This window comes from Streptomyces sp. ME02-8801-2C, assembly GCF_033793965.1.
In the GTDB taxonomy this organism is placed as follows: Bacteria; Actinomycetota; Actinomycetes; order Streptomycetales; family Streptomycetaceae; genus Streptomyces.
Genome location: NZ_JARAXP010000001.1, coordinates 872,246 through 893,444 on the forward strand (window position 1 = coordinate 872,246; position 21,199 = coordinate 893,444).

The 21,199-nt window shown below is 70.8% G+C and carries 18 protein-coding genes; 11 read left to right on the top strand and 7 right to left on the bottom strand.

The features are described 5' to 3' along the window. Positions 1-5: 5 nt before the first annotated feature. Together PV396_RS03685 and mgtA are read left to right on the top strand one after the other, a co-directional pair. Positions 6-362: a metalloregulator ArsR/SmtB family transcription factor gene (locus PV396_RS03685; protein ID WP_319200166.1), complete on the top strand. Its 357-nt coding sequence runs from the start codon at positions 6-8 to the stop codon at positions 360-362. Further along, positions 352-2,901 (top strand): magnesium-translocating P-type ATPase, encoded by a 2,550-nt coding sequence (gene mgtA, locus PV396_RS03690; RefSeq protein ID WP_319200168.1) that lies wholly within the window; start codon positions 352-354, stop codon positions 2,899-2,901. Before PV396_RS03685 ends, mgtA begins: the two co-directional genes overlap by 11 nt. On the opposite strand, the gene PV396_RS03695 is transcribed toward mgtA, so the two are convergent. Continuing rightward, the gene (locus PV396_RS03695) at positions 2,892-4,394 is read right to left on the bottom strand and encodes an LCP family protein (RefSeq protein ID WP_319200170.1); all 1,503 of its coding nucleotides are present in this window, start codon (positions 4,392-4,394) and stop codon (positions 2,892-2,894) included. The genes mgtA and PV396_RS03695 overlap by 10 nt on opposite strands. Positions 4,395-4,480: 86 nt before the next feature. Here PV396_RS03695 and tatA point away from each other — a divergent pair, with 86 nt between their 5' ends. Beyond that, positions 4,481-4,723, top strand: coding sequence for a Sec-independent protein translocase subunit TatA (tatA, locus tag PV396_RS03700; RefSeq protein ID WP_319200653.1), 243 nt, complete (start codon positions 4,481-4,483; stop codon positions 4,721-4,723). A gap of 10 nt (positions 4,724-4,733) precedes the next feature. After that, complete coding sequence (locus tag PV396_RS03705) at positions 4,734-5,474, top strand: peptidase E (RefSeq protein ID WP_319200173.1); 741 nt, start codon at positions 4,734-4,736, stop codon at positions 5,472-5,474. Here PV396_RS03705 and PV396_RS03710 read toward each other — a convergent pair. Together PV396_RS03710 and PV396_RS03715 are read right to left on the bottom strand one after the other, a co-directional pair. Next, complete coding sequence (locus PV396_RS03710; protein WP_319200175.1) at positions 5,396-5,938, bottom strand: DUF6114 domain-containing protein; 543 nt, start codon at positions 5,936-5,938, stop codon at positions 5,396-5,398. The genes PV396_RS03705 and PV396_RS03710 overlap by 79 nt on opposite strands. Continuing rightward, positions 5,938-6,492 carry a DUF6230 family protein gene (locus PV396_RS03715; protein WP_416071334.1) on the bottom strand — a complete coding sequence of 185 codons (555 nt, stop codon included), beginning with the start codon at positions 6,490-6,492 and terminating at the stop codon, positions 5,938-5,940. The genes PV396_RS03710 and PV396_RS03715 overlap by 1 nt, the downstream gene beginning before the upstream one ends. Positions 6,493-7,463: 971 nt before the next feature. Here PV396_RS03715 and PV396_RS03720 point away from each other — a divergent pair. After that, positions 7,464-8,123, top strand: coding sequence for a Tat pathway signal sequence domain protein (locus PV396_RS03720; RefSeq protein ID WP_319200179.1), 660 nt, complete (start codon positions 7,464-7,466; stop codon positions 8,121-8,123). A 33-nt stretch (positions 8,124-8,156) separates the two neighbouring features. Here the strand turns inward: PV396_RS03720 and PV396_RS03725 are convergent, their stop codons facing one another. Next, entirely contained in the window at positions 8,157-9,149 is a 993-nt protein-coding gene (locus PV396_RS03725) for a lytic polysaccharide monooxygenase (protein ID WP_319200181.1), read from the bottom strand. 481 nt (positions 9,150-9,630) lie between these two features. On the opposite strand from PV396_RS03725, the gene PV396_RS03730 reads away from it, so the two are divergent. After that, positions 9,631-11,436, top strand: a complete 1,806-nt coding sequence (locus PV396_RS03730) for a S8 family peptidase (RefSeq protein WP_319200183.1) — start codon at positions 9,631-9,633, stop codon at positions 11,434-11,436. A gap of 169 nt (positions 11,437-11,605) precedes the next feature. On the opposite strand, the gene PV396_RS03735 is transcribed toward PV396_RS03730, so the two are convergent. Together PV396_RS03735 and PV396_RS03740 are read right to left on the bottom strand one after the other, a co-directional pair. Further along, a complete protein-coding gene (locus PV396_RS03735) occupies positions 11,606-12,472 on the bottom strand; it encodes an NAD(P)H-binding protein (RefSeq protein ID WP_319200185.1) in 867 nt (288 codons plus the stop codon). Then, a complete protein-coding gene (locus tag PV396_RS03740; protein WP_319200187.1) occupies positions 12,469-13,125 on the bottom strand; it encodes a ScbR family autoregulator-binding transcription factor in 657 nt (218 codons plus the stop codon). The genes PV396_RS03735 and PV396_RS03740 overlap by 4 nt, the downstream gene beginning before the upstream one ends. Positions 13,126-13,382: 257 nt before the next feature. On the opposite strand from PV396_RS03740, the gene PV396_RS03745 reads away from it, so the two are divergent. The 4 genes from PV396_RS03745 (at position 13,383) to cyc2 (ending at position 18,763) form a co-directional block, all read left to right on the top strand. Beyond that, entirely contained in the window at positions 13,383-14,279 is an 897-nt protein-coding gene (locus PV396_RS03745; protein ID WP_319200189.1) for a ScbA/BarX family gamma-butyrolactone biosynthesis protein, read from the top strand. 73 nt (positions 14,280-14,352) lie between these two features. Then, the gene (locus PV396_RS03750; RefSeq protein WP_319200191.1) at positions 14,353-15,003 is read left to right on the top strand and encodes a ScbR family autoregulator-binding transcription factor; all 651 of its coding nucleotides are present in this window, start codon (positions 14,353-14,355) and stop codon (positions 15,001-15,003) included. A 208-nt stretch (positions 15,004-15,211) separates the two neighbouring features. Further along, positions 15,212-16,441 (top strand): damage-control phosphatase ARMT1 family protein, encoded by a 1,230-nt coding sequence (locus tag PV396_RS03755; protein ID WP_319200193.1) that lies wholly within the window; start codon positions 15,212-15,214, stop codon positions 16,439-16,441. A 168-nt stretch (positions 16,442-16,609) separates the two neighbouring features. After that, a complete protein-coding gene (cyc2, locus tag PV396_RS03760) occupies positions 16,610-18,763 on the top strand; it encodes a germacradienol/geosmin synthase Cyc2 (RefSeq protein ID WP_319200195.1) in 2,154 nt (717 codons plus the stop codon). A 54-nt stretch (positions 18,764-18,817) separates the two neighbouring features. Here cyc2 and PV396_RS03765 read toward each other — a convergent pair whose 3' ends face one another. Then, complete coding sequence (locus tag PV396_RS03765; protein ID WP_319200197.1) at positions 18,818-20,347, bottom strand: hypothetical protein; 1,530 nt, start codon at positions 20,345-20,347, stop codon at positions 18,818-18,820. Positions 20,348-20,526: 179 nt separating this feature from the next. On the opposite strand from PV396_RS03765, the gene PV396_RS03770 reads away from it, so the two are divergent. Beyond that, on the top strand, positions 20,527-21,189 hold the full coding sequence (locus PV396_RS03770) for a PDZ domain-containing protein (RefSeq protein ID WP_319200199.1): 663 nt from the start codon (positions 20,527-20,529) through the stop codon (positions 21,187-21,189). Positions 21,190-21,199: the final 10 nt, after the last annotated feature.

Genomic DNA, 21,199 nt, shown 5'->3' on the forward strand with positions numbered 1-21,199 from the left:
GGCCGGTGGTGACAGGTACCGACAGTTCCGGTTTCGACGATCCGCCCGCCGAGGTGCTGGTGGAGGCCGCCGGGGCCTTCGGTCTGCTCGCCTCGCCCGCCCGGCTGCACATCATGTGGGCGCTGGCCCAGGGCGAGAGCGATGTGACCGGCCTCGCCGAGCGCGTCGGCGGCGCCCTGCCCGCCGTCAGCCAGCACCTCACCAAACTGAGACTCGCCGGGCTCGTGCGCGCACGGCGCGAAGGCCGCCGGCAGGTCTACTTCGTCGACGACCCCGACATCGTGACCGTCGTACGGCTGCTGGTCGGGCGGCTGACCGACCGCGCCGAGCACGCCCCCGTACGGCACCTCCGTGGAGTCTGACTTCCGGACACTGCGGAGCCTCGACAGCTCCCCGCGCGGTCTCACCGACGGCGAGGCCGAGGCGCGGCTGGCGGTGGTCGGCGAGAACGTCCTCCCGGCTGCCCGTCCGACGCCCTGGCCCGTCCGGTTCGTACGGAGCCTGCGCGACCCCTTCACCGCTGTACTGCTCTGTCTCGGGCTCGTCTCGGCGGCCGTCACGGCCTGGGGGACGGCCGCGGTGATCCTGTCCCTGGTCGCGGTCGGCTGTGTGCTGCGCGCCACGGGAGAACACCGGGCGGAACGTTTCCTCACCGGGTTGCGCGAGCTCGGGGCCGGCACCGCGACCGTCCTGCGCCGCCCGGACACCGGCGGGCCGCCGCACGCCCGGGAGATCCCGGTCGCCGACCTCGTGCCGGGCGATGTGATCCGGCTCGGGCCCGGTGACCTGGTCCCGGCCGACGTACGGCTGCTGCGCGCGACCGGGCTGACCGTGCACCAGGCGCCGCTCACCGGCGAGTCGGCGCCGGTCGCCAAGGACGTACGGCAGGAGGGGGCGGGCCGTGGCCTGTTCGCGAGGCGCGAGCTGTGTTTCCAGGGCAGCGCCGTCGCCTCCGGGAGCGCCACCGCCGTGGTGGTGGCCACGGGGGCGCGCACGCATTTCGCGGGCGCGCACGAGACGGCCGTGCGCCGGGCGGGGAACCCGAAGCGGAACCCGGCAAGGCACCCGAGGACGAACCCGCGGCGGAGTGCTTTCGACCGGTCGTTGCACGGTGTCGCCCGGGTGCTGATCCGGTTCATGCTGCTCGCACCGCCACTCGTGCTGATGGCGAGCGGGGCGCTGCACGGGCAGGGGCCCGAGACACTGCCGTTCGCCGTCGCGGTGGCCGTCGGGCTGACGCCCGGGATGCTGCCGGTCGTTGTCTCCACCTGTCTGGCGCGCGAGGCCTCGCGGCTTGCCCGGGCGCACGGGATCGTGGTGAAACGGCTGCCCGCGCTGCACGACCTGGGCGCGGTCGACGTCCTGTGCCTTGACAAGACCGGCACCCTCACCCGGGACCGGCCGGTCGTCGAACGGGCCGTGGACGGGGCCGGACACGACGATCCGGCGGTCCTCGACTGGGCCGCCACAGCAGCCTGGTGGACCCTGCAACTGGCCGATCCGCCCACCCCGGACACCCTCGACGAGGCGCTGCTGACAGCGGCGGGTCCGGTCGGCGAGCGGTACGACGGGGTGGCGGCGCTGCCCTTCGATCCGGTGCGGCGACTGGCCACGGCGGTGGTACGCGGGCGGCCGGGGCACCATGTCCTCGTCGTCAAGGGCGCGGTCGCGGACGTCGTCGGGCGGTGCGCGCTGGACCCCGCCGAACGGGCACGGCTGCTCGCCCGCGCCGACCGGGAGACGGCACGCGGACTGCGACTGCTCGCTGTCGCCACCGCCGAGCGGCCCGCGCGCACCCGGGATTGGACCCCGGCCGACCTACCGGGACTGACGTTCCGGGGCTTCGTCGCCCTGCGGGACGACCTCGCACCCACCGCCGCCGGGGCCCTGCGCGACCTCACCGCGCTCGGCGTCGGGGTGAAGGTTCTCACCGGCGACCATCCGGGCACCGCCGCCCGCGCCTGCCACGACCTGGGTCTCGACCCCGGGGAGGTCGCGGACGGGGACGCGCTGGCCGGCCTCGGCGACGCCGAACTGACGGACCTGGTTCGCCGTACGACCGTCTTCGCGCGCTGCACCCCCGCCGACAAGGCGCGGATCGTCTCCGCGCTGCGGACGGGCGGCCACGCCGTCGGCTTCCTCGGGGACGGGGTCAACGACGTGCCCGCGCTGGGCGCCGCCGACGTCGGGATCGCGCCGCGCGCCGCCGTGGACGTGGTCCGGGAGAGCGCCGACGTCGTCCTCGGCGACAAGGACCTCGCCGCCGTCGCCCACGCCGTCACGGCCGGGCGGCACAGCGGCGGCAACATCGCCACGTATCTGCGCGTCACGCTCTCCTCGAACCTCGGCAACGTCGTCGCGATGCTCGCCGCCGGGCTCCTGCTGCCCTTCCTGCCGATGCTCCCGGCCCAGGTCCTCGCCCAGAACCTGTGCTTCGACGCGGCCCAACTGGCGTACGCGTACGACCGTCCCGCGCCCGGTGTCCTTGCCGGGCCGACCGTTCCCCGCTCCCGCGACCTCCTCCGTTTCCTCGGCCGCTTCGGCGCGCTCAACGCCCTGGCCGACCTCACGACCTTCGTCGTGCTCGCCCTCGCGCCGCACGGGCCCGACGCCTTGGACGACCGGGCCGTCTTCCACTCGGCCTGGTTCACCGAGAACCTCCTCACCCAGGCCGTGGCGATGGTCCTCCTGCGGGGCGGAGGCCGGCTCACGGGAGCCGTCGGGCGAGCGGCCGCCGCGCTCGCGGCCGTGGGGCTGCTGCTGCCGCTGTCCCCGCTCGGCCCGGCGCTGGGACTGGTGGGGCTGGCGGGTCCGTACTACGCGGGTGTGGCGGTCGTGCCGGCGCTGTACGGGGGTGTGCTCGCCGTCGCCCGGCGGCACCGGGGGTCCGGTCAGCCGTAGGTCAGGTTCGAGCAGGGGTTGTCGTCCGCCGAGCGGGCTCCCTCGACGACGTCCTTCGGGACCGAGGTCGGCTGCGGTGCGGCCGTGGCGCCGCCCTTGTACGACTGGCCGACGACCACGTTGATGTCCGCCCCCGGGACCGGCTGCATGGCCGCGCCGGGGAAGGCGCGGGCCACTGTCTGTGCCTGCGTCTTGTGGTCGGGGCCGTACTCGATGACCGTCGTCGCGTGGTCCTGGCTGCGCGCGGTCGCCGTGCCGGTGACGGTGAAACCCTCGGCGGTCAGCTCGGCGGCGGCCTTCGCGGCCAGACCCGTGACGGTGGTGCCGTTGTAGACGGTGACCGCGATTCCCTCGCCGGACACGGGAGTCGGGATGGCGGCCGGGCGCGCGCTCGGCGTGGCCTTCTTCTTGCCGCTCGCGTCCTTGCCGTCCAGGGTGCGGTCCGCCTTCAGGGCCGCCCAGAGGTCGCTCGCGTCGGGTTCGACGATCGCGACGCGGGAACCCTGGTACCGCCAGGGGATGGTGACGAACTTCGTGTTGTGCAGGTCGATGTCCTTCAGCGACATCGCGAAGGAGATCAGCTTCTGGGCGGAGCCGAGACCGGGGTCCACGGTCAGGGACTTGGTGGCCGCGTCGGCGAGGGGGAGCAGCTTGGTCGGGCTCAGCCCGTTGTCCTTGACCTCCTTCAACAGGCTTGCCACAAAGGCCTGTTGGCGCTTGATCCGGCCTATGTCGGAGCCGTCGCCGATGCCGTGCCGGATCCGGACGTAGTCCAGCGCCTTCTGCCCCGAGACCTTCTGCTCGCCCTTGTCGAAGAGCAGCTTGCCGCGCGAGTCGAGATGGGGGTTGAGATCTCGCTCGTACAGGTTCTGCGGGAGGCACACCTTCACCCCGCCCACCACGTCGGTCAGCGCGGCGAAGCCCTTGAAGTCGACGACCACGGTGTGGTCGACGCGCAGCCCGGTGATGCTCTCGACCGTGTTCTGCGTGCAGGCGGGATTGCCCGTGCGGGTCTCACCGACCGAGTAGGCCGCGTTGAACATGTCCGGCTGCGCGGTCGTCCACTTGCCGTCCGGCAGCTTGCAGGGCGGGATGGTGACCAGGGTGTCGCGCGGGATGGAGACGGCGACGGCGTTCTTGTGGTCGGCGTAGATGTGCAGCAGGAAGGCGGTGTCGGAACGGCCGATGTCGTTGACGTCGCCGCCGCCGAGGGCGGCGTTTCCGTCGTTGCGCGCGTCCGAGCCGATGACGAGGACGTTCTCGCCCTTGGACGAGCCCGCGGCGGGCCGGTTGTCCGAGAGGCCCCCCGCGTCGAAGGTGTTGATGTCGCTGTCCAGCTTCAGATAGACCCAGCCGGCGCCGGCCGCGGCGAGCAGCAGGAGCGAGAGGATGATCGCCAGGGCCAGCCGTCCACGCCTGACCGGCTTGCGCCGCCGGGTGCCCGCGGCGGACCGGTGTCGCGGGGGTACGGCCCTGCTGGTGCTGGTGGTCATCGGCGCCCTTCTGACGTCTCACCCTGGTTGTACAGTTGCGCAAAGTAGCAACTGTCATGTGTGACGAAGGAAAGGGCGGTGAGGTTGTGCTCCGCAACGGACTGGAACCCTGGCACCTGCTGATCGTGGCGATCGTGTTCATCGTGATGTTCGGCTCGAAGAAGCTGCCGGACACGGCACGCGCCCTGGGCCGCTCGATGCGCATCCTCAAGAGCGAGGCGCAGGCGATGAAGGCGGACCCGCAGGTGGGGGAGGGTGCGGAGGGGGCTGCGGCTGCCGTCAGGAGCGAGCCCGCGGCCGACCGACGGGAGCCTGTCGCCGATCGGTAAGATCATCCGCATGGCCGCTTCCGAACCGACCGTCCTCGCGACCTCCGGCGGACACCGCACCGGCGGCCGGACCATGGTGGCGTTCGACGCCCTGGTGCATCACGCCGTCGACCTCTCGGGCGTCCACGGCCGCAGACCGCGCGTCCTGTACGTCGGTACGGCCATCGGGGACGCCGAACACTTCACCGCCCGCATGGGTGAGGCGGCCCGGGTCGCGGGCTTCGACCTCACCCCGCTGCATCTCTTCCCCATGCCCAACGTGGACGACATCGAGGGCACGGTGCTCGACCAGGACGTCGTCTGGGTCATGGGCGGCTCGGTCGCCAATCTGCTGGCGGTGTGGCGGGTGCACGGCCTCGACCGGATCATGCGGCGCGCCTGGGAGGCGGGGGTCGTGCTCAGCGGGGTGAGCGCGGGCTCCCTCTGCTGGTTCAGAGGGGGCACCACCGACTCCTTCGGCCCAGAACTCCGGCCGCTCACCAACGCGTTGGGCTTCCTGCCGTACGGCAACGGGGTGCACTACGACAGTGACGCGGGGCGTCGCCCGCTGGTGCACCGGCTCGTTGCCGACGGCACCCTGCCCACCACGCACTGCACGGACGACGGGGTCGGTCTCGTCTACCGAGGAACCGAACTCGTCGAGGCGGTCGCGGAGTTGCCGGGCAGGGGCGCCTATGTCGTCAGATGCGAAGGCGACACGGCAGTGGAGGAGCGGATCGAGCCGCGCAGGCTGCCCTCGCCCTCTGCCTGACCGTCGTCCGCCGCTGCGGCCTCCGTCGTCTCCGGGGCCGCCATGGCGGCCTTGCCCTGCTGCTCGTTCTTCCGCCGCTGCCGACGGCTGACCCGCGGGTCCTGATTTGGAAGCCAGCCGAAGGCCATGCAGCTGCCCACGGCTCCGAGGGCGAGGCCCACGAAGAAGCCACCGAGGTTCGAGGTGACCCAGGTGCCCAGCGTCAGCATGATGCCGACGATCGAGTAGAACAGGCGCTGCGCGGGGTTGAAGAGGATCAGCAGACCGCACACCACCATCAGCGCCGGCAGCATGAAGCCGGCCAGACCCTGCATACCCAGGTGCACGACGATCTTCAGGGAGACCTTCATCGTGATGAGGATCTCCACCCCGCCCAGGGTGAGCAGCAGCCCGCCCACGAACGGACGGTGGGCCCGCCAGTTTCTGAAGGCGGGCCCCACCCCCTCTTGCTCGAGGCCGGTCATCAGCAACCCGACGGGCTGAAGCTGAGCTTCAGGCCGGGCAGCTTGAACACGGCCGCCGTGGTGGCGTAGTTGGTCGACCGCAGGTTGGCGATACGGACGGTGTCCGCCTGCTGGCTGAAGACGCCGGCCGGACCCTGGACGCCCGCCTTGCTGAGCGTGCTGGCGTCGTTGCCGATCTCGATGTTGGTGAAGGACGCGTCACCCGACTGCTCGGTGCCGTCGAGCGTCAGGTCGGTCGCGGTCACCGGAGTGCCGTTGCCGCCCGCCTTGATCAGCAGGTTGATGCCGCCGAGGTCGACGCTCTGGCACAGCTTGGTGATCGACGCGTTCTTGATCGCGGTGGTGATGACCAGGACCTGGCCGCCGGTGTCACCCTCGTTCGGGCTGTGCTCGATCATGTGGTCGAGGGCACCGAACTGCTCGAACCCGTTGCCGGTCATCTCGGTCGCGGTGACCGTGAACGGCATACCGGAGATGGCGAACTGGACGCCCAGGGCGCCCTCCGCCGTGAGAACCGCGAGCGTGGCGGCGACCAGCGTGGCCGGCACCGCCATCACGGCGGCGCGGCGCAGACGGACCCGCCCGCGTCGCTCGGTGCCTTTTCCGGCACCTTCGAAGAATTCGGACACGTTGGTGGATCCCGTGCCGGCGGCGCCATCGGAAGCGTTGGCGCTTCCTGGCTGCTCGGGGTTGGATCCGGCGGACGACGAGGCGTCCGAGGACGAGGCCATGGCTGCTCCCAGTACATAGTCAAAACTGCGTCAATGCTGGTCAAGCTTCAGTGGCACGTTGTCCTGGCGCGGACAGCGGCTGCGGCGAACTCCGTCTTCACAACTCCCGGCGGTTGCAAGGACTTTCACGGTTACGCCCCAGTAGCCGGGAGGAAGTTACCCGTGGTTACTTTGGGGGGTCAAGGGAGTTGTGGAAAAAGGGTGCGGATTATGCGCCACCTGTGACTTCTCGGGGGGATCGAGGCCCGTTCGGGGCCCGTTCCGGGCTCCCAGACGGCCTTGAGAGGGGTGTCGCGAGGCCCGCCGAAGCACGCCGGAGTTCAGCGGGAGACACGTCGGCGGATTCCCCGACAAGTACGACCCGAGCCGCCAACTTCCGTCCGATGCCTTGACGTTGACGGTCCCTCAGGTCTACAACTCAACCTGGTTTCCCCGGATCCGTGGCGCCGGATCCGCAGCGGTGCGTGTCACCGCTCTCCCGGACTCATTGCTCATTCCGCAGTCCACATCCGAGGCACCGGCATGGCCGTTTCCCCCATGGGCCGCCGCCGGTTCGCCCCTGTCCCGCCCGGTCCGGCAGGAAGCCTCCCTCCAAGCCTTCCTACCGGTCACCGGCCGGTTGTCGTTGCCGGTCCGTCGCGTACGGAGAAGGCGTCACGGGCCGGCGACGCCGTCATTCCGCGCCCTTCATGTGTCCTGAAACGCGCGCTTCCGCGTGTCCCGACCACATCGAAGCCACCCCCAGAAAACACCACCCCCCAACACCCCCTGCTCCAGAAAGAGGCACCCGCATCATGCGTACTCGTACCCGCACCGTCCTCGCCCTCGCCGCCGCCGTCGCCGGACTGTCGGTCGCCGCGGTCACCCCCGCGTCCGCCGCCGACACCGTGCTCACCATCAACAGCGGGGCCGGCGACGCCGTCGCCGTGGGCGACGTCCTCAGCGCCTCTCTCGCCACCGGCACCACGGCCACGCTCTACTCCAGCGCGACCGGCACCAGTGGCGTCACGTGTGCGGCGTCCACCTTCACCGCGAGGGTCGACGACAACCCCGCCGCGCCCGGCACCGCCACCGAGTCGGTCACCGCGCACACCTTCGGCAGTTGCACCAGCAACGTCCTGGGTGTGCTCGGCGTGAACAGCGTGACCGTCAACAACCTGCCGTACACCACCGCGGTGGGCTCCGACGGCACGGTCACCGTCACCCCGGCCGCGGACTCCACCATCCAGACGACCGTGGTGCTGCGTACCCTGCTGGGCACCATCAACTGCGTCTACCAGGCGCCCAGCCTGTCCGGTACGACCGGCGAGGCCGACAACAGCATCAACTTCGCCGCCCAGGCCTTCACCAAGACGTCCGGTTCGTCGCTGTGCTTCGCCAACGGCTACTTCACCGCGAAGTACGCCCCGGTGCAGGACGTGACGCAGGGCAACGCCACGGTCTTCGTCAACTGACGAACCGTCAATGATCGGCTGCGCGGCCGGTGTTCACCGGTTGCGCAGTCGCAGGGCGAGGGCGGCGACCACGGCCAGCAGTACGGCCGCGGCCCCGCCCGCGATCAGGTGCCGGGTCCCGGTGCCGTCGGTGGCCGAGGCCACCGGGGCGCCGGCCACGGTGCCTGCGGCCTGTGGGGCGGCGGAGTCGGCGGACTCCGCCGCCCGTCCCGTCTCCGCCGCCGGCCCGCTTTCCACGGCCGGTGCCGGCTGCTCTGCCGCCACGCTCGGCGAGCTCGACGCCGTCGAGCCGGCCCGAGCCGTGGGGGATGCCGTCGGCGCGCTCGCGCCGGTGTCGCCGGAACCCCCGGCGCCGCCCGTACTGCTCTTCGCTGCCGGGAACACCACGTCCGAGCACGAGTAGTACGTGTCCGCCGTGCTGGAGTTCTGCCAGATCGTGTACAGCACATGGCGCCCGGTCCGGTCCGACGGCAGCGTCATCCCGATGCGGTACGCGTCGCCCGTCATCGCGGGGTCCTTGACCTCGGCGAACGGCCGGTCCGGCAGATCGGACCAGTTCAGCGGGCCGGACGGGTCGTACCCGGGCTTCGTCAGGAACATCTTGAACGTGCCGGTGTGCGGGATCGTCGAGCGGTACGTCATCGTCAGCCGGGCGCCCGGTGACAGCGTCGTCGAGGGCCAGTCGGCGCGGGCGAGGTCGAGCCCCCGGTAGTCGGACAGCCCGCCGCTGCACAGCCGGCCGTCGGGAATCACCGCGCGGTCCCGGCCGTTGACCTCGCCGACCCGCACGTTGTCCCAGAAGGTGAAGGGCGCCCCGCCGTTCGCGGCGACAGCCGCCCGGCAGGCCGCCGTACCGGCCTGACTGCCGCCGTCGGGGGAGCAGGCGAAGGCACGGCTGACCGGATTCGTCGGCGCGCCGTGCGCCTGAGCGGGACCCGCCGCCGACAACGTGAGCAGCAGCGGAGCCACGAAGGCGGCGCCGCCGGCGAGTGCGGCGGCCGGGAGAGTGCGGCGGTGGGCGGTCATCCGGGACGTCTCCTCGACCGAGGGTGAGCAGGTCTGCAAGCGGGCCGACCCGGGACGGGTCTGCTCTCGGGCAGTACGGGAGACGGGCGGGCCGTGTTCAATCGCCGGCCCACGGCCCCGACACGACGTGACCGTCCCCGTACCGTCCCGCCTCCCCCTCGGAGCGACCCACCCCATGCCCAGGTAATCCCGCGCAACCCGCCCAATCCGGTCAACTGGCCTTCGTGCAGGGGCTGTTTCCGGCTCTCGAGGGTGGGGATCCGGACCGATCGAGGGTTTCCTCTGTATCCGGATGACCTTCCCTTTGCCTACTGTTCCACCACAGCCGCCCCACAGGAAACCCCGAAACGGGCCGCTCGCGCTTGGCCGGCCGCTGCGCCGCTTTTCGAACCGCACCCCCCGCCGCTTCGAAGACGAAGCGATTCGCCCGCCACTCCCCGCTGCCCCGCGGCTCGGAGTACGGCCCCGAAAGGCAAAGCCCTTGCGTACTTCACCCACCCGTGCCACGGGGCGGAAGCTGATATCCGTCGCCGCGGTCTCCGCCGCTCTGGTGGCCGCGGCCACCACCTCGGTCGCCGTCGCCCAGGAGCCCGCCGCTCAGGTCGCCACCCCGGACGCCACCGCGCAGGCGGTCGCCGCCCCGGCCGAGCGACTCATCGTCGGCTACAAGGCCGGCGCCGCCGAGGCCACGTCGAACCAGGCCGCCGACGCCGACGCCGCCGCCAAGGGCAAGGAGGCCGGCGAGAGCCTGGACTTCCAGCGCCGCCTCGGCACCGGTGCCGCCCTCGTCGACCTGGGCGAGGAGCTCAGCAAGACGGACGTCGCCGACGTGATCGCCGAGTACCAGGCCGACCCGCAGGTCGCCTACGTCGTGCCGGACCGCCTCAAGAAGCCGATGGCGGACCCGAACGACACCGAGTACGCCAAGCAGTGGGACCTCTTCGAGTCCACCGCGGGTATGCGCGTCCCGGGTGCCTGGACCACCTCGACCGGCACCGGCGTGACCGTCGCCGTCATCGACACCGGCTATGTCACGCACTCCGACGTCGCCGCGAACATCGTCGGCGGCTACGACTTCATCTCCGACACCGCGGTCTCCGTGGACGGCAACGGCCGTGACAGCAACCCGGCCGACCCCGGCGACTGGTACGCCGCCGGTGAGTGCGAGCAGACCGAGGGCAGCGACTCCTCCTGGCACGGTACGCACGTCGCGGGCACCATCGCCGCCGTCGCCAACAACAGCAAGGGCGTCGCGGGCATCGCGTACAACGCGAAGATCTCCCCGGTCCGCGCGCTCGGCAAGTGCGGCGGCTACGACTCCGACATCATCGATGCCATCACCTGGGCGTCCGGCGGCACCGTCTCCGGTGTCCCGGCCAACACCAACGTCGCCAAGGTCATCAACATGAGCCTCGGCGGAGGCGGCGCCTGCTCCGCGGCGACCCAGAGCGCCATCACCGGCGCGGTCAACCGCGGCACCACGGTGGTCGTCGCGGCCGGCAACGAGAACGCGAACGCCTCCACCTCCAACCCGGCGAACTGCAACAACGTCATCACCGTCGGCGCCACCGGACGCACCGGCGCCCGCGCCTCGTACTCCAACTACGGCTCCGTCGTGGACATCTCGGCCCCCGGTGGCGAGATGAGCACCGGCACCGCCAACGGCATCCTCTCCACGCTGAACTCCGGCACGAAGACCCCGGGCACCGAGTCGTACGCCTACTACCAGGGCACCAGCATGGCCACCCCGCACATCGCGGGTCTGGTCGCGCTGATGAAGTCGGCGAACTCCTCGCTCACCCCGGCGCAGATCGAAACGGCCATCAAGAGCAACGCCCGTGCTCTGCCCGTCAGTTGCTCGCTCGGCTGCGGCGCGGGCCTGGCCGACGCGACCAAGACCGTGCAGGCCGTGAGCGGCAGCACCGGTGGCGGCACGACGGGGACCGTCTTCTCCTCCTCCACCGCCGTCTCGATCCCGGACAACGGCTCCGCCGTCGAGTCCTCGATCGCCGTCACCGGCCGGACCGGCAACGCCCCTTCGGCCCTGCAGGTCGGCGTGGACATCACCCACACCTACCGCGGTGACCTGGTCATCACCCTGGTGGCTCCCGACGGTTCGACCTACCCGCTGAAGGCCTCGAGCACCTCGGACTCCGCCGACAACGTGAACACCACGTACACGGTGAACGCCTCAAGCGAGGTCGCCAACGGCACCTGGAAGCTGCGCGTCCAGGACGTCGCCTCCTCGGACACCGGCAAGATCAACGGGTGGAAGCTCACCTTCTGATCCGGCCGGCTGGACTCGGCGGCCCGACGGCCCCGCGACCCAGCGGCCGAACCACCCGCCGGTGAGCGAACCGGCGGAGTGACAGAAACGGGCGGGTCGGCCGGCGTGGATGGACGCCGGCCGGCCCGTCGTCATGTGGGGGCCGTGTTCGCGAGCGCGCCCGCGCTCGTCACTCGGGTGCCGGGCCGCCGAACTCCGTCAGCTGTTCCGTCGCCCAGTCCCGGTACCCGCGTGCCGGGCGGGCGAGCAACTTCTTTACGTCCGGCTCCACTTGGCCCTTCGAGCCGTCCCGTCCCCGCGCGGCACTCTCCACGAGGGCCCGGGCCACCGGTTCCGGACAGCGCTCCAGCAGTCCCCGGAGCACCTGATCGTCCGTCAGTTCCACGAACTTCAGCGGCCGACGCAGCAACTCCGCCAGGATCTCCGTCTGTTCCACCGGCGTGATCCCCGCAGGCCCGGTCAGCGCGTACGCCCGCCCGGTGTGTTCCGCCGGATTCGTGAGTGCCCGTACCGCCACATCCGCGATGTCCCGCGGGTCGATCGCCGCGGTGGCCACCGTGCCGTTCGCGCCCCGCACCACACCCTCGGTCCGGATCGAACGGGCCCAGCCCAGCGTGTTGGACATGAACGCACGCGGTCGCAGCAGGGTCCAGGACAGCCCCGAGCCGCGCAGCAGTCCCTCGTTCTCCCGCTGCCACTCCGTCACCAGGTCGGTCGCGTCGGGCTCGGTCACCGACAGGGTGGTCAGCTTCACCACATGGTGAACTCCCGAGTCCCGGGTGGCCCGTAGGAAGTTCTCGTCGTGTACGTGCGTCATCGGGTCCGCGGTGACGAGCAGCGCCGACCGTACGCCGGTCAGCGCCCCGCGCAGGCTCGCGGGGTCCTCGAAGTCGCCGCCCACCACCTCGGCCTGCGGGCCCGCGAACGCGGCGGCGCGGGCCGGGTCGCGGGCCAGCAGCCGTACGGGCTCGGCGGCGGGTAGGCGCGCGGCGACCTGGCGGCCGACGGTGCCGGTCGCGCCGGTCAGCAGGATCACGACGCCTTCAGATCGAGCGAGTCGGGCACGGCGAGGACACGGGAACCCCGGTCCGCCCTGCTGTCGAGGCCGAGCAGCAGCCCCGGCACCGCCAGGCTCGGCAGGATGTGCGCCCACAGCACGGACAGCCGGTGGCCGAGATCGGCCCGGTCGGTCATCGCCCGTGACATCAGCTGGATGCCGGTGAAACCGCCGACCAACAGGTCCACCGTCTCCGGCGGATCCACCGTGGGCAGCAACTCGCCCTGCTCAAGTGCCTGTTCCATAAGGGACGTCAGCCGCTCAGACCACTGCCTGAAGGGCTGCGAGTGATCGACGTGGTTGGGCATCTCCTGGTCCACCGCCAGCCGAACACTGCCCCGCAGCAGGGAGTTGGTCCGCAGTCGCTGGCCGACCACGAACGTCATGTCGATGATCTCCTGCAACTTGCAGGGCTGCGGCGGCACACTGCCGAACGGCACCTGCTCGTCGAGGACCGCCTGCGCCAGGGATTCCTTGGAGGGGAAGTGGAAGTACAGGGCGCCCTTGGTCACCTCGGCCCGCTCCAGCACCATCGAGATGGTCGTGGAGGTGTAGCCGTGCTCGTCGAAAACCGCGCCCGCGGCTTCCAGGATCGCCCTGCGCGTCCTGATGGCGCGCTCCTGCTTCGCCATAAGAGCCCCTCCCTGGCGCCCAGTTGACCGGTGTCCGTGCCGGTGCCGAATGTGGGTGTCGTACTGGCGTGTGCGGCGCGGGTCAGGTGCGCCGGAACCGCCGATCATAGGGCCGGACCGACTCATCTCGTTGAAAACAAACCGGTCGCCTCGTACTCTATCGCTCACCGGAGCGGGCGCCTTTCCGTCTGCCACGCCACACGGGGACCGAGGGAGAGACATTGCCTCCAGTGCCGCAGTCTGCCGAAATCCCGACCATGACGGCTGGTGTTCCGCGTCAGCTGGTGCACCGCGCGGCGATCGCCGAGACGTTCCCGACCAGTTGGTCCCGAACGGGGACCGACCGGTTCAGCGTCTCCGCGCAATGGCCGCGTGCCCATTGCTTACACGTGTCGCCCGATCGGACGGCATACGATCCGCTGCTCGTCGTGGAGACCGTACGCCAGGCCGGAACCCTGCTCAACCACACCGAGTACAAGGTGCCGCTGGACCACCAGTTCGTGCTCCAGGAATTCCGGATCACCACTGTCCCTGAGTACCTGGGCGTCGGGCCGGTCCCGGCCGAACCCGTCGTCGACATCACCTTCTCCGACATCCGCCACCGCGGCAAGCGTCTTGTCTCGGCCCGCTACGAGGCCGACGTACGGCTTGACGGCATGCGGGTCGCGCACGCCGATGTCGCCTTCACCTGCACCAGTGGCGCCGTCTTCAGCCGGCTGCGCGGCGGCCGTACGGCGGACACGGTCACCGCGCTGCCCGTGCCGCCGGGCCTCCTGGCCGCTGACGTCGGCCGGGAATCCGCGGCGGATGTGGTGCTGGCGCCACCTCAACAGGCGGAAGGTCACTGGCAGTTGAGAGTTGATACCGGTCATGCCGTTTTCTTCGATCACCCACTTGACCACATACCGGGCATGTTGCTCCTCGAGTCCGCCCGCCAGGCCGCGATGGCGCGAACGGGCCCCGACAGCGGCCTGATACCCGTGTCCTTCGACACGACCTTCCATCGGTTCGCCGAACTGGACCTGCCCACCTGGATCGAGTCGACGGACGAGGGCGACGGCACCCTGAAGGTGGTGGGAACGCAGGAGGGAAGCGCGGTTTTCGAGTGTGTGGTGGGCACTGCGGAACGGTCGGCTATCTTGTACGGGGAGTAAGAAACAAACGGCATATCCCGTTTTTCTTCGGGGAGTTCGGGAGCACCGGGACGTTGGGGAGGGACGGACGGCGATGGCGAGGCAATTACGCGCCGAGCAGACCCGCGCGACGATCATCACGGCGGCGGCCGACCTGTTCGACCGGCACGGCTACGAGTCGACCAGCCTGAGCGACATAGTCGAGCACGCCCATGTCACCAAGGGCGCCCTCTACTTCCACTTCGCGGCGAAGGAGGACCTGGCCCACATCATCCTGGAGATCCAGTCCAGGACCTCCCGGCGGATGGCCAGAGACATCGACGGCCGCGGCTACACCTCGCTCGAAGCACTGATCCGCGTCACCTTCGGGATCACGCGCATGGCCGTGGAGGGTCCGATCGCCCGGGCGGGCCTGCGTCTGGCCGCCGGAGACGTCGCCGTACGACCGCCGCTGCGACACCCCTTCCGGGAGTGGTCGGAGATGGTCTCCGGCAAACTCATCGGGGCGGTCAGGGAGGCCGACGTGCATCCGGACGTCGATGTCGAGGCGATGGCACACTCCCTCGTCAGCTTCTTCGTGGGCAGCCGCGTGGTCAGCCGCGCGGTGGAGCCGGTGGCGCGCCAGCCCCGGCGCACGGCGGACATGTGGCGGCTCACCATCCGGGCACTGGTGCCCACGCCGAGGCGGGCACGGTATCTGAGCCTGGTGGCGCAACTGGAGCGGGAGATACGGGCGGTGGCGTGAGGCGGTTGGGAAGGGCGGTCCCGTCCGACCCCGGTGCGCGGGCTTGCGCCCGCCTGCGGGGGGCAGGGTGGCGGGTTCCGGGCCGCCGGCCCGCGCGCGAGGTTCGTGTCTGCGGTTCGCGCGTGAGGCTCGTGAGTGAACCTGTGCGTGACGCCTGTGCGTGCTGATGTCCCCGGCCGCGTTTTTCGCTGACGGTACGGTGAGTCGTATGCCTGCCTCCGACTCCGTGTCCCCGCCCGTGATCCTCGGCAACGAGCCGGGCTCGTTCCCCTGGAGTGTGCTGGCCGAGCGGCACCCCGCGCTCATCCGGAAGGTGCGGGACGCCTTCCCGTACGGCCCCGAGCAGCACCGCGCGCTCGACGCGCTCCTCAAGAACTGCACCGAGGGCGCCGTCGAACCGCTCCCCGCCGGCGCCGAGGACCGTGAGCAGTGGGAGGAGTGGGGCACCCGGGAGTACGCGGGACAGTCCTGGTTCGATGTGCCGTGGCTGTGGGCGGAGGGCTACTTCTACCGCCAACTCCTTCAGGCGGTCGGGTACTTCGGGGTGACAGGGGAAAGCGGGAGGAGCGAGGGAAGCGAGGCCGCATGGCGGGGGATCGACCCCTTCCGCCCCTTCAAGCTCGCCGAACTGGACGCCCCCGAGACCGACGAGGAACTCGCCACGCTCGACGACCTTGTGGGCAGGCCCGAGGAGGAGCAGGCGCGTGCCCTGCTCCACGGGTCGCTGTGGGGCAACCGGGCCGACCTGGGCTTCAGGCTCTCCGGCGCGGACGAGGGCGGAGAGGCGGCCGGACTCGTCGCCGACGACAGTGAGACCCTCTGGTCGCTGCTCGGGCCCGCCCGACGCGCCGCCGGCACGGTGTGTCTGGTCGCGGACAACGCGGGCCGCGAGCTCGTGCCCGACCTGCTGCTCCTGGACCACTTGCTCACCCAGGGGTATGCGGGACATGCGGTTCTGCACGTCAAACCGCACCCGTACTTCGTCTCCGACGCGACGACCGCCGACGTTGTCGACGCCCTGCGCCGGTTGACCCGCGCGCCGGGGGAGGCCACCGCGTACGGCCGTCGCCTCTGGTCCGCGATGGCCGACGGCCGGCTCGTGGTACGCGCCCACCCCTTCTCCTGCGGCCCGCTCCCGTACACGGAGATGCCTGACGACCTTCGCGAGGAGTTCGCCTCGGCCACGGTCACCCTGATGAAGGGGGACCTGAACTACCGTCGCCTGGTCGGTGACCGCCTCAGGCCCCCCACCACGCCGTTCGCCGACGTGACCGCGTACTTCCCAGGCCCGGTCGCCGCCCTGCGCACCCTGAAGTCGGACGTGATCGTCGGCCTCGACGCCCGGACCGAGGCGGCGCTCGTCGCCGCGGAGGGGCAGCGCTGGCGCACGAGCGGAACCCGTGCGGTGATTCAGGTGTCGTCGCCACAAGTGCCGTAGGTGCAGGTGTCGTCGATGCCAGTGTCGCCAGTGTCGTCGTGGTGATCGCATGTCGAGTGAACTCACAACGCCCGTCCGGAATCCCGGAATCGGTCCTGATTCACGCGATGGTGTGATCATGTGCGGCTGGGCGGATGGTGAGTCCGGTGCAGGGGTAGGGCCCCGCCCATGACACAGCCGTTCGTACTCCCGCACTTTTATATGCCGTATCCCGCGCGGCTCAACCCGCATCTGGAAGAGGCACGTGCCCATTCGACCGTCTGGGCACGGGAGATGGGAATGCTGGAGGGTTCAGGCGTCTGGGAGCAGTCCGATCTGGACGCGCACGACTACGGGTTGTTGTGCGCGTACACACATCCCGACTGCGACGGGTCCGCCCTCTCGTTGATCACCGACTGGTACGTGTGGGTGTTCTTCTTCGACGACCACTTCCTGGAGGTGTTCAAGCGCAGCCAGGACCGCGACGGCGGCAAGACCTATCTGGACCGGCTGCCCCTTTTCATGCCGCTCGACCTCTCGACGCCCGTACCGGAGCCGCAGAACCCGGTGGAGGCGGGCCTCGCCGACCTCTGGGCGCGCACGGTTCCGGCGATGTCGGTGGACTGGCGCAGGCGGTTCTCCGTCGCCACCGAGCATCTGTTGAACGAGTCGATGTGGGAACTTTCCAATATCAACGAGGGACGTATCTCCAACCCTGTCGAGTACATCGAGATGCGCCGCAAGGTGGGCGGCGCGCCCTGGTCGGCGGGGCTCGTCGAGTACGCGACGGCCGAAGTGCCCGCGTCCGTCGCGGAGTCGAGGCCGCTGCGGGTACTGATGGAGACCTTCTCGGACGGGGTCCACCTGCGCAACGACCTCTTCTCCTACCAGCGGGAGGTCGAGGACGAGGGCGAGCTCAGCAACGGTGTGCTCGTCCTGGAGACCTTCTTCGGGTGCACCACCCAGGAGGCCGCCGAGACAGTCAACGACATCCTCACCTCGCGGCTCCACCAGTTCGAGCACACCGCGCTCACCGAGGTGCCCGGGCTGGCCCTGGAGAAGGGCCTCACGCCGGACCAGGTCGGCGCGGTCGCCGCGTACACGCGCGGACTGCAGGACTGGCAGTCGGGCGGCCACGAGTGGCACCTGCGCTCCAGCCGGTACATGAACGAAGGCGCCCTGGAGGAGTCGCGGCCGTTCGCGATGGGCGGGTTCGGTACGTCCGCCGCCAACATCGGCGCGCTGCTGGCCTCGGCCGGCGCCGAACGCATGCGCGCCTACACGCATGTGCCCTACCAGCAGGTCGGCCCCTCACAACTGCCCGATTTCTACATGCCGTTCCGGCTCAACCTCAGCCCGCACCTGGACGGCGCCCGCGGCCGTCTCACCAGCTGGATGCACAGTGTGGGCATGCTCCAGGAGGGCGTCTGGGACGAGGACAAGCTCGCCGCGGCCGACCTGCCGCTGTGCGCTGCCGGCATCCACCCCGACGCGACGGCCGACGCCCTCGACCTCAGCTCCGCCTGGCTGGCCTGGGGCACCTACGGCGACGACTACTACCCCCTGGTCTTCGGCCACCGCCGCGATCTGGCCGCGGCCCGCCTGTGCACCGAGCGTCTCTCCGCCTGCATGCCCATCGAGGGCGACGCCTTCCCCGTCCCGGTCAACGCCATGGAACGCGGCCTCATCGACCTGTGGCGGCGCACGACGGTCACGATGACCCCCGACCAGCGGCGCACGTTCCGCGCGGCGGTGGACGTGATGACCGAGAGCTGGGTGTGGGAACTGCTCAACCAGTCCCAGAACCGCATCCCCGACCCGATCGACTACCTGGAGATGCGCCGCGCCACCTTCGGCTCGGACCTCACGATGAGCCTGTGCCGCATCGGCCACGGCCGGACCGTGCCGCCGGAGATCTACCGCAGCGGCCCCGTCCAGTCGCTGGAGAAGGCCGCCGCCGACTACGCGATGCTCATCAACGACGTCTTCTCCTACCAGAAGGAGATCCAGTACGAGGGGGAGATCCACAACGGCATCCTCGTCGTCCAGAACTTCTTCGGCTGCGACTACCCGACCGCGCTCGGCATCATCCACGACCTGATGACCCAGCGCATGCAGCAGTTCGAGCACGTCGCCGCGCACGAGTTCCCGGTCCTGTACGAGGACTTCAAGCTCACGGACGAGGCACGCGCGACCATGGACGGTTATGTGGCCGAGCTGCGGAACTGGCTGTCCGGCATTCTGAACTGGCACCAGCAGGTCCCCCGCTACAAGTCCGACCACCTGGCAAGCAGGGCCCACGGCTTCCTGCCGGACCGCGGCTCGGCACTGATGCTCGGCTGATCCCGCACGCCCGCCCACTCGGAGGCCGGTCGGCGGTGCGTGGGGCGTCGCCGGTCAGCCGAGGTCGCGCACCCGCTCCGCCGTGTCCTCGGCGAGCTCCCGGACGCCCATCGAGGCGTTCCCCGAGAGCTCGCCGAGTATCGCGTCGGAGGCGGCCAGCAGGGTGCGGGTCTCCTCCGGGAGGTCCGCGTCGGCCAGCGCGCGGGTCAGGGCGTAGTGCTCCTCGGCGATGAAACGGCCGAGGTTCACCCCGTGCCACAGGCGCAGGGAGGTGTCCCGGGGGTCGGTGAGGACGGCGCGCAGGGTCGCCAGCGTGGCGGTGGCCTGCGGCAGCAGACCCAGTTCGCGTTCGAGGCGGGCCTGCGTCAGCCGGGCCGAAACCCGGGCCCAGGCCGTGTCCTGAAGGGCCGCGAACAGACGCTGGGCGCGCAACGCCTGGAACGTGTCGCCCAGTTCCTCGAAGCCCCGGCCGAGCGCACGCAGCGGGGAGGTGTCCAGGGCGTCCGCCGCCCCATCGGGCCGCCGGAGCAGGTGCTGCCCCAACTCGATCTCGTCCAGCCGTCGGATCAGGGCGACCCGGGCCACTTCCGTCATTCCCTGGTCGCGGGCGAGGTCCGTCCAGGTGAACACCGGCTCGTCCGACGGGTCCGTGCCGAACATCGAGGCGTCCGTCTCCAGCGCCCACCGCCGCAGATCGGCGCCCGAGTCACCGGGCCCGGGCAGGTCGCTCAGACCGCACACCGTATCGAAGTCCGTGTCCCGGACCTCGTGCAGCAGCGGCAGGTCCTCGGCCAGACCGTGCAGGCCCACCAGGACGGCTCCGAGGCGCAGTTCGTCCGTCATCGACGACTGGGCCTCGTACCTCACCAGATGCCGCAGCAGGCCCAGGTCGTCGGCCGCGCGGTCGAACTGTGCCGCGCGCAGGGCGAGTCGGCGGCGCAGCGGGTCCCGGGCCACCGCGTCCCACGCCGCAGGGCCCTCGCCGGCTCGCAGCGCGGTCAGGTCGGCCCGGCCTTGCGCGAGTACCGGCTCCCACAGGGGCGGGCGGGGATGCCGGTCGAGCCGTTCGTACGCACCGCCCTCCTCCGCGTTGAGCAGCAGGAAGTCGGGCTCGGTGCGCAGAAGAGCCGTGTGCAGCATGCCTATCAGCTCCACCGGGGAGCGCTCGGGCAGCCCCAACTGGGCCCGGAGTTCGGCGCGTTCGGCGTCGATGTCGTAGTCCGCGCGGATCTCCTCCTCCGTCTCCGCGATCCGCGCGAGGATCTTCTCCATGCCGTCGGCGGGCGACAGGTCCAGGTAGTCGTGCCAGCCGGGCAGGCCGATCACCGTCTCGAGCGCCTCGTCGGCACTGGAGGCGATGATCCCGGCCGAGCCCTCCGAGTCGGCGTACAGCACGGACCCGTCCGCGCACAGGAAATAGGTACCGCCCGTGCCGTCACCCGCCACCGGCGTCAGCGGTCCGCCCGAGGCGAGGCGGACCTCCTCCGCGTGGTCGGCGCGGTCGAGGTCGAACTCGAACGGGAACGCGGCCAGTTCGGCGGCGGAACGGCTCTGTCGCAGCAGCCGCAGGGCGTGATCGGTCATGCGGCAGAACGTAACAGCCCCCACTGACAACGGGATGATCCGCTCCCGTCGGCGGTTTACGGACCTTCTCCGCTCTATGCGATGAGGTGCCCATGTCCGACGCCCTGTCAGTCTCACTCGTTCGTGGCTCGTCGTACGCCGGTGCGCCGGGTAGAGCACCTGCCGGAGGCGAACGAACCATGGAACAGACTGCGCTGCGTCCCAAGCCGATGCCCGGGCGGGAACCGGCCGACGGCACCACATCCCGCCCGTCCCGGCGCCCGCATGCCGCGCGCCGACGCGGACGACGGCTGACGACCCTGCTGTTCGGCCTGTTCATCGGGACCGTCCTGGTTCTCGCGGGCGTCGGACTCGGCACTCTCGGCGCCACGGTGATCGGCCTGAGCAAGCTCGCGGAGCTGCAGCGTCAGGCCGGACAGGGCGGGGGGACCGGCCAGCCGGGGGAGGGGTCGGACGCGCTTGGCGGAACGCCCGCCGAGCCCGGCGCCGGTGTCGGGTCCCGGTCCGGCTCCGCGTCCGGGGCGGGCCCCGCCAAGTCGCCCTCGGGCGGCGCGAGCCCGGCCTCCGCGCCGCCCGCCGTGACCGCGACGCTCGGTCTGGAGGCCGTCGACGCCGTGAAGGCGGGAGCCCTGCTCGTCGGTGTCCATGTCCCCGGCCCTGGCTACACCGCGGGCCTCGTCCGGGGTGACGTACTCCTCGCGTTCGGCGGGACCCGCATCGACTCGGCGGCCGATCTCGCCCGGGCGGTCGGCCACGCCCGGCCCGGGGCGGAGATCACCCTGACGGTTCGGCACCGCGGCGGCTACCAGCAGTTGGTCGTCGTCCCGGGCGTCGTGACCTGACCGACCCCGT